Genomic DNA, 12,534 nt, shown 5'->3' with positions numbered 1-12,534 from the left:
TTGATGACTCAGGATTCTAGGGAGGCAGCCCAATGTCCTACCGCATCACCACCGATTGTGTGAACTGCTGGGCCTGCGAGCCCTTATGCCCGCAACAGGCGGTGCTGGCCAGCAAGCCGCATTTCGTCATTGATCCGGCGCGCTGCACGGGCTGCGAGGGCGAGTTCGCCGAACCCCAGTGCGCCAGCATCTGCCCCATTGAGGGCGCCATTCTCGACCCGAGCGGCGCACCCGTGAATCCGCCCGGCTCGCTGACCGGCATTCCCCCTGGTGTCTGGGACCAGACGCGGGAACGCATACAGGCGCGCTGAGCCCTTCATCGACCAGTACACCGGCCAGGGTATTGTTCTGGCAACATATTTTTCTGACAACATTAGGAGTTAACACTCAATGGCAAAAGCAAAAGTCACCTTCGAGGATATCGGCCAAACCGTGAATGTGCCCGCGGGCATTCGGGTGATCGATGTCTCGGAGAAAGTCGGCGCCGGCATCATCTACGGCTGTCGCGAGGGCGACTGCGGCACCTGCATGATGCATGTGACCGAAGGCTGGAACAACCTGACCGAGCCCTCGGTGCTGGAGGAAAAAGTCCTGCGCGAAAACATGGCCAGCCGCCACGACCGCCTCGCCTGCCAAGCCCAGATTATCGGCGACTGCACCGTCAAGCCCGCCTAAGAATGAGTGGTTAGTGGTTAGTGGTTAGTGGTTAGTGTTTAGTGGTTAGTGTTTAGTAACTAGCGACTGGCAACCAACAATTAACAGCGAAAAGCTAGCAACGAAAATATCAATCCGGAGTATCCCAACCATGGCCTTAGTGACTTTTTCCAATCCTGACTACAAGGACAAGACCGTCTACGCGGTCGCCGGTAGCCACACCGAGACCTTGCTGAAACTTGCCAAGGAGAACAAGGTGCCGGTTAACTTCGACTGCCAGGACGGCGAATGTGGCCATTGCTTGGTGCGAGTCACCAGTGTCGACAGTAAGGGTCGCATGGGCTATTTCTTGACCGACAAGGAGCAGAACGTTCTCAAGGAACTGGGTAAGCTCACACAGGAACAAATCGATCAGCTGCATGTGGATGATATGCCGAGCGAATACCGGCTGGCCTGTCAGATGATCGTCCGCGACGAAGATATCCTCGTGGAGTACTGATTCCATGCTGGCGCGCGGCTCGGGAGTCTTGGTCCGCGACCCCTGGCGAGGACAGTCGGAACAGCCGCCAGGGTTGTTGGCTGGTTCGCCGTCCGTGCAGGTTCCGAAACAGCCGACGGTCGAGGTGGAACCCCTGCTTGACAGTCGTGAGTTTTTTCACCAACTGATGCGGCACGCGGCCGGTCACGGCAACGACCATGCCTACGCCTGCATGATTGCGAGCCGCTGTGGCGGACAGGGTGCGCTACCCGATTGGCTGGGACTGGAACCGGCCGCCTTCGGCTGTCTCATGCGCTGGCACTTTCCGGGGCTGGAACTTGGCGGCGCGGTTGCCACCGGAGCGCGCCTGGCCGCGGACCGAATGGATGAAGTCGCTGATCTGGTGCGTATTCTGCTGATGGATAAAGCTGGTGAGTCTCCCTCGGAAGTGTGGATGGCGCATATGGTTGCCGCCGGTTGTTGCGGCGATGATCATCTGTGGCAGGATCTGGGTCTCTTGGACAGAGCCGAACTGACCGCCCTGATGCAGCGCAACTTTCCCGCGCTGGCGGCGCGCAATATCAAAGATATGAAGTGGAAGCGCTTTCTCTACAAGCAACTGTGTGAATCCGAAGGCATCTATAGTTGCCGCGCACCGAGCTGCGGCCAATGTGTGGACTATCATGCTTGTTTCAGTCCTTGATCCCGAAGCCCTGTTTCTTGCCCGCGCGGATTCGGGCGAGCTCACCCGTCGCCGCGCGGTCGGGGCCTATCTTGGTTTGGCCGTTGGTGACGCCCTGGGCGCGACGGTCGAGTTCATGATGCCACGCGAGATTCAGGCCGAGTACCAAGTGCACAAGGACATGCACGGCGGTGGCTGGCTGAAACTGCGTAAAGGCCAGGTCACGGACGACACCGAAATGGCGCTGGCCCTGGGCCGTGGCATTTTGCGGGCGGGGCGGGTCGAGGCCCAGGCAGCGGCCGAGGCCTTTAGCGATTGGATGCGAACCAAGCCGGTCGATATTGGCAATACCGTGCGTCGCGGGATTGCCCATTTTCGCCAGAGCGGCGAGACCGAAATGCCGGAGAACGACTATGACGCCGGCAATGGCGCCTGCATGCGCTGCCTGCCGGTGGCCCTGGCCACCCTGGGCGACGATGCCGAAGCGGTTGATCGGGCGAACCGTATCCAAGCCCATGTGACCCACCACAACAGGCTGTCGGATGCCGGCACCCTGTGCATCATTCGCATGGTGCAGGCGGCCATTCTGGGCAGCGACAAAAAGGGCCTGAAACTGCTGGCCGAGGCGCTGGTCGCCGAGGAGCCCCGCTTCGGCTTCGAGCGCAAGCGCGTCGACAACCCAAGCGCTTACATCGTCGATACCCTCAAGGTGGTGTTCCAGGCGCTGTTCGCCAGCGACAGTTTCGAGAGCGCGCTGATCGAAGCCGTCAATCGCGGCGGCGATGCCGATACCACCGGCGCCATCATCGGCATGATCGCCGGCGCCCTGCATGGGCCGGCCAATATCCCCGTGCGCTGGAGCCGACACCTCGAACGCCGCATCAAACAGGAGGCCGTCAGCCAGGCTCACGCCCTGCTCGCGCTCTCGCCCTTTGTGCGCAGTGGTCTGGTCAGCTGATGTGGGTGTTGGGGTTGGCTTACAGGTCGTGTGCGCCAAGCTCGATGGCAGCCCGCACAATACTCACAGCCCACGGCCTCAATCATCCCCCTCAATCATCCCCCTCAATCATCCCCCTCAATCATCCCCCTCAATCATCCCCAAGCAACTGAAGCAAAATCCTCCAGGCTTCAACCTTCCGCTCAAGGGTGAAACGCGCCATTGCCGGACTGGTCGATGGCAACTGATGCAGCGATAGTTGCACCAACCTGGCGCCAAGCACAGGACCAATGCGCCGGTGAAACTCCCGCGCGGCCATGCCACCATTGAACAAAACCGCCCGGATCCCCGGCTGCTCACCGAGCAATTCCGCGATGGGATTCACCACCACGCTGGCGCTATCGATGGCCGCATCCGCGCTGCCCTCGCGCGCGCAGCGGGCAATGACATCCCAAAGCGCTACTCCGCACTCGGTCAAAGCCGCGCGGCGCTCGGGATAGGGCAGGTCCGCTGGCCAGCCAAACAGTCGCGCCATGATCCGCCAAAACGCATTGCGCGGATGGCCATAGTATTGACCACGCGCCAGGGAGGCCGCGCTCGGCATTGAGCCTAGCACCAGTACTCGCGGTGCCGACCCAAGAATGGGTGGAAAACCTTCAAGCTCCCGAGGCATTGACAAAAGTGATGCCATCGAACACATAATGTTATTTCTCTGTCTGCGAAGGCAGAGGCGAATTGATACGCCGACTTAGCATTGGCAGGGTGGAATCTAATTGCCTGGTCATGACCAACACCCTCAGTCGCTGCCAGCGATCAGAAAAACGCCAATCAACATCAGACCGGCTGCCGGCAGGCGCTGGCGCATGCGTGGCTCGCGAAAGCAGACAAAGCCATAGAGCAGACCAAAGAGCAGGCTGGTGCGTTTTACCGCGATCATGTAAGCCACATTGGCCTGCTCAATGGCCAGAAAGTGCGTCAAAACCATGAGTGCGTTCAGCGCCGCGACCAGCACCACGGCGGCGGCGAGATGCCAAGGTGCCAATTGTGTGACGCGCTGTGATGGGTTTGAACCCAGGAGTAGCGTGTCGTCTGGCATGATTCCCGGCGATGCCGGATGGCTAAATGTGCCGGCAGGCCGTCGCGTCCGCCACACTTCGGTCACAAAAAAGATCCCCAGGGCCAGCGCTCCAAGCAGCGCAAAGTAAAGCGCGCCGAATTGCGTTGGCTCGAGGTAGGTCAGCGCCGCCTTGCTCAGGGAAGCCGTCACCGCATAAATCAAAGCCACGCCTAGCATGAGCCGAGAGCCGGGCTCCCACAAAATCGCCTGCAAGGGTCGAAGCCAGCCGCGCCAGTCCTTGCCTTCGGCGGCGCCCGCATTCAGCAACCAGGCGCCAGCTACAATAAAAAGCACGCCCAAGGCGCCAAGCCAGGTGCTGGTCTCGCCAAGCAGAAAAAACGCAATGACCAGCACAAAAGCCGGGGTAAAAGCCAGATAGGGCAGGGTGAGCGACAAAGGATGGTCGCGAATAGCAATCAAGTAGAGCGCCATGGCCGACAGCTCCAAAGGCAGCAGTATCGCCAGCCAGCCCCAGAGCGCGGGCGACAGACTGCCCAGCGCCGGCAAGGACAACAACCAGGGCAGCAACATCAAGCCCGACAGCGAAAAGCGCACCAACAACAGCCGGGTAGCGCTCATGCCACGCAGCCAGGCTTTGGTTGCCGCATCGGCCGATGCCAGCGCGGCGGCGCAAATCAGAGTGAGCCAGACCCAATGCAAGAAGAAACGCTCTGTTCAAGAATATCCGTGATCCAGGCACCCCAAAAACACCTCGATTGATGGGGGCGGTGTGAGATAGCTGATGACGGAGATTTCAATGTAAAACAGAGGTTTCATGTCTAAGGCTGTCCAAGCCGACCAGCAGGTTTGCCACCGCTCCAGCGGGCGATCCAGCGGGCGATGATGGCGTCGATGCCCATTTCGTTTATCTGTGACTCCAGCGAAGTTGTAACGGCGCCAACCCTTGGCGAAAATCTTCTGGCTGTCATCATGTCGTAAACGCGTGCCTTCACGACGATGCTGCTGGAAACTTCACTGTCGACAGCAACTGCGGCAAGGCAACCGCGAGCAGTCCGAGCGCCGTGGTGGCTAGGAAAGGAGCGTTCCAGGCGTGCTCGATGAAAAAGAGGCCGAGGATACCAATTCCGGCCAAGGATTGCCCGAATGGCAGAGCGTTGATCGCGAGACCGGTGCGAGCCACTCGGGGGATACCGGCGCCCTGCTTGTCGGAGCGGATGAAGGCAGATGATCGCCCAGCCAAGCCTTCGAGCGCGGCGCGGGTGTTGGAGATCAACAGGCCGCCGAGCAAAATCATGGCACCTGCGGTCTCGACCAGAATGCGCTGCCAGGAACAACCCGACAGCTGCCGCCCAAGCCCCAAGAACCAGCCAGCCCCCAGGAGTCCGCCCAAACCGACCAGCGACACCAAACCGACGCCAAGGCCGTTCGGGGTCAGGTCCAGGATCACCCCCGGCAAGGTCAGCAGCAGGCTTATGAACGCCAGCGGAAAAAACAACCCCTGGGCAATTTGCAGCACCATGGCCAGCCTGGTCAGCGGTGACCAGGGAGCCGTAAGGAGGCGGGGGCCGAGCTTGCGCAGCACCTGGAGATGGCCCTTTGTCCAGCGGAACTGTTGCTGTTGCCAGGCGCGCGCCGATGTCAGCAATTCGCCGGATACCGGGAGATCGTCTAGATAAATCGCTCGATATCCAGCGAGTTGTGTGCGCAGACTGAGATCCAGATCCTCACTCAGGGTATCGCCCTGCCAGCCGCCGGCCGCGGCAATCGCGGCGACCCGCCAGACACCGCAGGTGCCGTTGAAGGCGACCGGAAGTCCGTGGATGTGGCGTGCTGCTTGCTCGACGCGGAAATGTGCGTCCAGCAAGGTGGCCTGGGTGCGCGTCAGCCAGCTGACCTCGCTGTTGCGATGCGCCCAGCGCGCCTGCACGAAGCCGACGCCAGGATCCTTGATCAGCGCGGGCAGTGCGCGGCGCAGAAAATCGGCATCGGGGCGAAAATCGGCATCAAGCACCATCGCCAGTTCAGCCTGGGTGCGCGCCAGACCGGCGGCCAGGGCGCCGGCCTTGAACCCGGTGCGCTCCCCACGCTGGATCACCGCGATGGGCAGGCCGGTTCGCGCCGCGATCTCGCCGGCGAGTCGGCGGTTGTCGGCGGCGGATCCGTCGTCGCTATCATCGAGCAGCTGCACCGACAGCTGGCCCGCCGGATAATCGAGCCGTGCCACCGCCTCCAGGCAGGAACGCACGAGCAGGCCCTCATTGAAGACCGGAATTTGCACCACGACCGCGGGCGGTGGTGTGCGGACGGCCGCGGGGGCAGGAGCTGGCGTTGGCGCTTGCGGAACGGATGTTTTGGCCGCGCGCGGCGGCCTCGATCTTAGCCAGGCGAGCGTACCCAGATTCATGCCAAGCAGTCCCATCAGGCCCAGTGGAATCAGGGAGATGGTCTGCGTTGACAAACCTAATCCGTGGTCGATTAGAATCGTGGACATGGTGAAATGACTCTTACAGATGGTCGTGGCTAATGTGTTATCGGGTTCTTGAGGTCGCGTCGATGGCCCAATCACTGGCGCCATTTACGCCATAATAGCCGAGTGCGCCAATTATGATGAAACATGATGAAAGCATGGCCGCCGAATCTTGGCATCACCCCCGCCAATAAGCCGGCAGGAACAAAATCAGCGGGTAAAGACCTCCAGGCGCCCGACCAGCATGGCGAAGACCGACAGCCATTTCACCGCGTCATCGACCGTGGCGAAACTGGCGGCCACCTCACCCAGCCCGGGACCGAGCAGATTGATGGTCGCCACCACGGCACCGACCGCGCTGATGAAATCCAGCCCCAGCGCCATCATCCCCAGGGTCAGGAGTAGGCTCACGGAGGTATAGAGCACCGCGAAGCCCCAAATGGAAAACTGGGTGTCCTGATCCACCGGGCGACCGCCGATCTTGAGGCTGATTTGGGCGCGCGGATGGGCGAGATGAAACAATTGCTGCACGCCCTGACGGGTCATGAGCAGAATCCGCAGCACCTTCATGCCGCCGGCGGTCGAGCCGATGCAGCCGCCGATAAACGACAGAATGATCAAGGTGAGCGGAATATGTCGTGGCCATTCGCCGAAAGTGGCGGTGCCAAACCCGGTGCTGATGAGGATGGAGGCGACCTGAAAGGCGCTGTGGCGCAGGGACTCGCCAAAGCTGGCATAGGCTTGGGTCCACAGCAGGCTCAGCGCCACGAACAGACTGCCGCCGAGAAACAGCCAGCCGTAGACCCGCACCTCCGGGTCGCGTCCATAGGCCAGCGGATCGAACCGCTGCCAGGCAATGAAATGCACCGCGAAGTTCACCCCGCCGGAGAGCATGAAGACAATGGCAATGCTCTCGATCAGCGGGCTGTCAAACTAGTCCAAGGTCTGCAACTCCGCCATCAACTCGGGCAGACTGATGGCTTCCAGCTGTTCGGAGACCGGATAGCGATCATCACCAGCATGCACCACGAACGCGCGCTGCGGCCGGAGATCGGCGCAGGCCTGGTGAAAGCCGCGTTCCACCCTGGCCGCGAGACCACGTTTGATCTCAATGGCCCAGCGCGTCCCATCATTGTGCTCCAACACCAGATCGATCTCTGCGCCGGCGCTGGTGCGGTAGAAGAACGCGGAGGTTCGCCAGGGCAGCACGCCGAGCAGATTCTCCATCACAAAACCCTCCCAGCTGCTGCCAACGACCGGATGCCCCGCGAGCTGTTCGAGGCTTTCGAGCCCGAGCAGGGCATGAACGATCCCGCTGTCGCGCACATAGACCTTGGGCGATTTCACCAAGCGCTTGCCGATGTTGGCATGCAAGGGCGGTAGGCGCCGCACCAGCAACAGATCGCACAGTAAATCGATGTAGCGCGTGACCGACTGCGTGCTCACCTCCAGGGCGCGGGCTAACTCCGAGGCATTCAGCAACGACCCTTGGCGATGCGCGAGCATGGTCCACAAGCGCTCCAGGGTGATCGCTGGGATGCGCGGCCCGAACATCGGCACATCGCGTTCCAGATAGGTGCGGATAAAGTCCTTGCGCCAAGCCAGACTCTCGCGGTCGTCCTCGGCCAGGGTGCTATCGGGAAAGCCGCCGCGCAGCCAGAGTCGCTCGCGCGCAGGCCGAGCATCTTCTATCTCCAGCGGCGAGAACGGCCCGAGCGGAAGGTAGGCAATGCGCCCGGCCAGGCCAAGTGGACAATCGGCCCCCGACTGACGCAGCAGATCCAGCGAAGCCGAGCCCAAGATCAGAAAGCGTCCCTTGCCCTTGCCGGCGCGTCGCCCTTTGTCGATGATCCCCCGCAGATCCTGAAACAGCGCCGGTAGGCGGTGAATCTCATCGAGAATCACCAACCGATCCTCGACGTTCTCAAGAAACAGCACCGGGTTCGCCAAGCGTTGGCGATCATCCGAGTTCTTAAGATCGAGATAGAGCGCTTGGCGAGCGTTGCCGATCTCCAGTGCCAGTGTGGTCTTGCCGACCTGCCGGGGGCCGATCAGAGCGACGGCGGCCTGACGTGCCAAGGCGGCGCCCACTTGGTCGGTGATGAGTCGCGGTAGCATCCTTGCAAATCATCCAAGGATTGGAAAAAATGCAAGGATAGATGGCCGCCAAGCAGTGAGCGTCGGTGGACGCATGTGCGATCGCCGAGGGTCTCGTGCGAGCAGGAGGATCTTGTCGCGAAGCCGGCGCGCAGCCACCAACCGGTCAAGGGTTCCGGGCGCTAAAAGAGCGCCAAAATCGGCCCGTTTCATGGTCTCTTCCGTGGCTGGTCTCGCGTTTGGTTAGTCCTTCCATGATCCAACGGAGACTACCATGCAAGCATATGAGAACCCCCTGTCCGCATTTCGCCCAGTTCTGCCACCGCACCAGATTGAACGCCCAACCCAGAACCAGGCCGAGGACGACCGACTGATCACCGCCGAGGAGGTGCGTCGCATTGCCGGTGGCATCAGCGACATGACGCTTTGGCGTTGGCTCAAGCGCGGCATCCTGCCGCCACCGTTGGTCATCGAGCGGCGCCGCTATTGGTGGAAAGAGGCGATTTTGGATGCACTGCAATGCGCCGGTCGCGGCGATGCTCGGCCGGAATCCAGCGCGCCGCTGGTGTCGGGATGAGAGCGCTGTCCGGGGAAGGGAAGCCCCGGTCGGTCAGCCAATGACACCTTACGCAACCTGTGGCAAAACAGAGCATACCCAAGACCATCCATGACAAACTCGCGGCGATTGTCGCCGGTATCGAGCAAACCGGATCCGCTGAAACCATGCGCTTGACGGTGCGGAAGAAATGGTTCGAGCGCGAAGGCCGTCTCACCGCCTTCGCAGTTTGGATGCTCGCGCGAGTCATCCAGTTATGTTGAGCTCAACATAAATCGATGACAGCGGGCAGATGCTCTGATTCCGTGCCCGCGAGCGTGAGCAGGGGAAAGAGGCGAACCTCGCCGCTGACGCGCATCAACTCAGCGACCGCCTTGCGATGTGCGTCGGCACTGAGATGTTTCGAGTAGGTGAACAACAGATGCGACACCAGGGCGAGATCAAAAACCCCGCCGGGAAATGGCAGCTGCGGTAACTGGGCAGCAACATAAGCCTGACCACCATGGCCGCCAGCGTAGTCGGCAAGAAACCGATCCATGGCGCCAAGGCGCGTCTCGATCAGATCATCGACATCACGAAAGCGCTCCCACAGGCAGCGCTCAGGCTCGCGGCGCAGTTCGGATTCAATGATCGGCCGCACCGCGCGGATGCGCTCATGAATTCGCCCGGCCGGCCAGGCATAAATCGGGTCGACCGAAATCACTCGGGCGCCTCGGGCGCGTGCGTGGGCATTGAACGCCGCCGGACCGTCGCCACAGCCCAGGATGCGCTTCCCAAGATCGTCCGCCGTCAGGTCGAACATGGCGACATATTCATCGAACGAGCGGCCCCAGGGCACGATGTCATCGAGTTGCATGGGATGGGTTCGCGGGTCAGGGTAAACAGCGAATGCTCAGGTATCCGTCGGTTCGCGGTGACTGGGGCCAACAGATGATTCCAGGCGGTGCGAGCCGGATAGTGACGGGCGTCGGTCCCCCAGCGCGATTCCGCGCCTGCCGTTGGACTTGCATGGCCATGGACCCTGAATTGCCAAACCGGAGGCAGTGAGTCTCGATCAGCTTGTATCATGGCCATGGCATCAGGGCCAAAGGATGAAACGGAAACACATCATGCGCAACAGGATTCTCTATCGCGCGCTGCTGGGCGGCGTCTTGCTGCTGGTGCTCGCGGCTTGCAGCGATCAACCGACGCTCAGCCCCTTGCCGGCGGACGCGGTTATTCTTGCCTTTGGCGACAGCTTGACCGAAGGCGTGGGCGCCAACAAAGAACAGAGTTACCCGGCGCTACTGGCGACCTTGACTGGCCGGCGGGTGATCAACGCCGGCATCTCTGGCGAGGAGAGCGATGCCGGCTTGGCGCGCTTGCCGGAGCTGCTCGCCACCTGGCAGCCCGATCTGGTGATTCTCGGCCATGGCGGCAATGATTTTCTGCGCCAGCGCGACAGGAATCAGACCCAAGCCAATCTGGCCCAGATGATCGCACTCGCGCGCGAGCAGGGCAGCGAAGTGGTTCTGTTAGGGATCCCGCGCCCGGGCTTGCTGGTGCGCACCCATTCGCTCTATGACGCGCTGGCCGATGAACGAAAGGTGTCGCTCCAAGCCAATGCGATCTCGGAAATCCTCTCCGACAAGGCGCTGAAGTCCGATCACATCCACCCCAACGCCCAAGGGTATCGCCAACTCGCCGAGGCGATCAAACGCCTGCTGCGGCAGGCTGGCGCATTGTCTCCGGGCTGATTGGTGTCGTCGAGCTGGTGCGCGGAAGCGACGGGCGGCGGGCAGACGGCGCCGGTTGGATCAGGCAAAACACCAGAATCGCCTGGCGCTCTTCATCCGCGTTCAATGGACATCCGTGATGTCGACCGAGACAAGCCCAGAGAAACGCGCGATGGCAGGCCCGGGTACTTACGTGGTGCTGCTGAGAGCGCATGGCTCGGGCCAGGTGTCAATCGGCCGTCTCGGTGCCTCACGGCAAATCCGTTCTAACCAACAGGCGCGACACGGGCAGCGCGGGGCACCGAGTTTGCCGTCATACCCAGATAATCGAAGACACGGCGGACTTTGCGCGCGAGCTTCTCGATGGTGGCTGCCACGGAATCCTTGGATTTTGTTTGTTTGAACGAGACGGACGGAAATGTCCAGAATCGAGGGTAAATACTTCTACGGCCTGTCAATTAGGGCTAGCACGGTTTCGCCCTGGCTGTCTCGCGGTCCCATTGCCGTTATCCTTGAGTATTGCCGTATGGCGGCCAAGGTGCAGCCGCGAATGCTCTGCAAAAAGTCGCTCTTTTGCGTTGGGGTGGTGTTGGCGTCGGCGGCTGCCTGGTCGCGTAGAACAGGTTTTGTCCTTGCAAAATGAAAACCTTTATTTTATTTTGCAAGCATGATCCCGCGCAACATCCTGCCACTCGTCAACGCCGCCCTCGCTCGACAGGCAGCGGTGGCCATCATCGGCCCGCGCCAGGTCGGCAAGACCACACTGGCGCATCAGATCGCCGCGGACCGTCCTTCACTCTATCTCGATCTGGAAGACGCTTCGGACCGCGAAAAGCTGGCCGAGCCGAGGCTTTACCTCGACGCCCATGTCGACAAGTTGGTCATCCTCGATGAAATCCATCGGGTGCCGGCCCTGTTCGAGACGTTGCGCGGCATCATCGACGCGGGTCGGCGCGCGGGCCATCGCACCGGGCGCTTTTTGATGCTCGGCTCGGCGTCGATCGAGTTGCTAAGGCAATCGAGCGAAACCTCTATCACTGATGGGGCCGGGCGCATCGAGTATGTGGACCTGTCGCCCTTCAACGCCACGGAGGTGACGGAGGAGCCACTCACGCCGCTGTGGCTGCGCGGTGGTTTTCCGGACAGCTTTCTCGCCGCCACCGACACCGACAGCCTGCAATGGCGGCGCAACTTCATCCGTACCTACCTGGAGCGCGATGTGCCGATGTTCGGGCCGCGCATTCCTGCCGAGACCCTGGAGCGGTTGTGGATGATGCTGGTCCACAATCAGGGTACCTTGCTCAATGCCGCGCGACTCGCCTCGGGCCTGGGCGTCTCGGGACCCACCGTCACCAGTTATATCGGTCTATTGGTTGATTTACTGTTGGTGCGCCGGCTGCCGCCCTTCCATGCCAACCTCGGCAAACGTCTGGTCAAGTCCCCGAAGACCTATGTGCGCGACAGCGGCCTGCTGCATGCGCTCTTGGGACTGGAAACCCTGGACGATCTGCTCGGCCATCCGGTCGCTGGCCCGAGTTGGGAGGGGCTGGTGATTGAAAATCTGATCAATGCCAGTCCCAGCGGTACCCGTGCCAGTTTTTATCGCACCGCCGCCGGCGCGGAAATCGACTTGCTGCTGGAATTCGGCGGACGGCGCGGGACCTGGGCGATTGAGATCAAGAAGAGTCTTGCGCCCAAGACCGACAAGGGGTTTCACATCGCGCTGGACGATCTGAAGCCGGACCGTGCCTTTGTGGTCTATGCCGGGACGGAGCGCTACCCCAAGGCACCGGGTATCGAGGCGATTGGTTTGCGCGAATTGGCGTGGGAGATTGCGGCGGGTCACCTAGCCGCTACAGGGTAGTGTCGT

14 protein-coding genes are annotated in these 12,534 nt (G+C 61.3%); 8 read left to right on the top strand and 6 right to left on the bottom strand.

Annotation, left to right across the window (positions count from 1 at the left end; genetic code table 11):
- The first annotated feature begins 32 nt into the window (after window positions 1-32).
- The 5 genes from Thiowin_RS12685 to draG all read left to right on the top strand — a co-directional run bounded on the left by Thiowin_RS12685 (window position 33) and on the right by draG (window position 2,772).
- On the top strand, window positions 33-311 hold the full coding sequence (locus tag Thiowin_RS12685; RefSeq protein WP_328983374.1) for a 4Fe-4S dicluster domain-containing protein: 279 nt from the start codon (window positions 33-35) through the stop codon (window positions 309-311).
- Window positions 312-390: 79 nt separating this feature from the next.
- Window positions 391-675 carry a 2Fe-2S iron-sulfur cluster-binding protein gene (locus Thiowin_RS12680; RefSeq protein ID WP_328983373.1) on the top strand — a complete coding sequence of 95 codons (285 nt, stop codon included), beginning with the start codon at window positions 391-393 and terminating at the stop codon, window positions 673-675.
- A gap of 130 nt (window positions 676-805) precedes the next feature.
- Window positions 806-1,153 (top strand): 2Fe-2S iron-sulfur cluster-binding protein, encoded by a 348-nt coding sequence (locus Thiowin_RS12675; RefSeq protein WP_328983372.1) that lies wholly within the window; start codon window positions 806-808, stop codon window positions 1,151-1,153.
- Between the two features lie 4 nt (window positions 1,154-1,157).
- Window positions 1,158-1,835: a nitrogen fixation protein NifQ gene (locus Thiowin_RS12670; RefSeq protein WP_328983371.1), complete on the top strand. Its 678-nt coding sequence runs from the start codon at window positions 1,158-1,160 to the stop codon at window positions 1,833-1,835.
- Entirely contained in the window at window positions 1,816-2,772 is a 957-nt protein-coding gene (gene draG, locus Thiowin_RS12665) for an ADP-ribosyl-[dinitrogen reductase] hydrolase (RefSeq protein ID WP_328983370.1), read from the top strand. Before Thiowin_RS12670 ends, draG begins: the two co-directional genes overlap by 20 nt.
- 130 nt (window positions 2,773-2,902) lie before the next feature.
- Here draG and Thiowin_RS12660 read toward each other — a convergent pair whose 3' ends face one another.
- The 5 genes from Thiowin_RS12660 to Thiowin_RS12640 all read right to left on the bottom strand — a co-directional run bounded on the left by Thiowin_RS12660 (window position 2,903) and on the right by Thiowin_RS12640 (window position 8,414).
- Window positions 2,903-3,424, bottom strand: a complete 522-nt coding sequence (locus Thiowin_RS12660; protein ID WP_328983369.1) for a DNA-deoxyinosine glycosylase — start codon at window positions 3,422-3,424, stop codon at window positions 2,903-2,905.
- A 123-nt stretch (window positions 3,425-3,547) separates the two neighbouring features.
- Window positions 3,548-4,528, bottom strand: coding sequence for an EamA family transporter (locus tag Thiowin_RS12655; protein ID WP_328983368.1), 981 nt, complete (start codon window positions 4,526-4,528; stop codon window positions 3,548-3,550).
- Between the two features lie 289 nt (window positions 4,529-4,817).
- Window positions 4,818-6,320, bottom strand: coding sequence for a glycosyltransferase family 2 protein (locus Thiowin_RS12650; protein ID WP_328983367.1), 1,503 nt, complete (start codon window positions 6,318-6,320; stop codon window positions 4,818-4,820).
- Window positions 6,321-6,506: 186 nt separating this feature from the next.
- Window positions 6,507-7,190 (bottom strand): TrkH family potassium uptake protein, encoded by a 684-nt coding sequence (locus Thiowin_RS12645; protein WP_328983366.1) that lies wholly within the window; start codon window positions 7,188-7,190, stop codon window positions 6,507-6,509.
- Window positions 7,191-7,229: 39 nt separating this feature from the next.
- Complete coding sequence (locus Thiowin_RS12640) at window positions 7,230-8,414, bottom strand: ATP-binding protein (protein ID WP_328983365.1); 1,185 nt, start codon at window positions 8,412-8,414, stop codon at window positions 7,230-7,232.
- A 253-nt stretch (window positions 8,415-8,667) separates the two neighbouring features.
- Between Thiowin_RS12640 and Thiowin_RS12635 the strand changes: the two genes are divergently transcribed.
- Window positions 8,668-8,970 carry a helix-turn-helix transcriptional regulator gene (locus tag Thiowin_RS12635; protein ID WP_328983364.1) on the top strand — a complete coding sequence of 101 codons (303 nt, stop codon included), beginning with the start codon at window positions 8,668-8,670 and terminating at the stop codon, window positions 8,968-8,970.
- 244 nt (window positions 8,971-9,214) lie between these two features.
- On the opposite strand, the gene Thiowin_RS12630 is transcribed toward Thiowin_RS12635, so the two are convergent.
- Window positions 9,215-9,805, bottom strand: coding sequence for an SAM-dependent methyltransferase (locus Thiowin_RS12630; RefSeq protein WP_328983363.1), 591 nt, complete (start codon window positions 9,803-9,805; stop codon window positions 9,215-9,217).
- A 253-nt stretch (window positions 9,806-10,058) separates the two neighbouring features.
- On the opposite strand from Thiowin_RS12630, the gene Thiowin_RS12625 reads away from it, so the two are divergent.
- Window positions 10,059-10,685, top strand: a complete 627-nt coding sequence (locus Thiowin_RS12625; protein WP_328983362.1) for an arylesterase — start codon at window positions 10,059-10,061, stop codon at window positions 10,683-10,685.
- Between the two features lie 646 nt (window positions 10,686-11,331).
- Complete coding sequence (locus Thiowin_RS12620) at window positions 11,332-12,528, top strand: ATP-binding protein (RefSeq protein WP_328983361.1); 1,197 nt, start codon at window positions 11,332-11,334, stop codon at window positions 12,526-12,528.
- Window positions 12,529-12,534: the final 6 nt, after the last annotated feature.

Source organism: Thiorhodovibrio winogradskyi (assembly GCF_036208045.1).
GTDB lineage: Bacteria > Pseudomonadota > Gammaproteobacteria > Chromatiales > Chromatiaceae > Thiorhodovibrio > Thiorhodovibrio winogradskyi.
The sequence above is the reverse complement of the archived record's forward strand: the minus strand, read 5'-3'. Positions and strand labels throughout refer to the sequence as shown.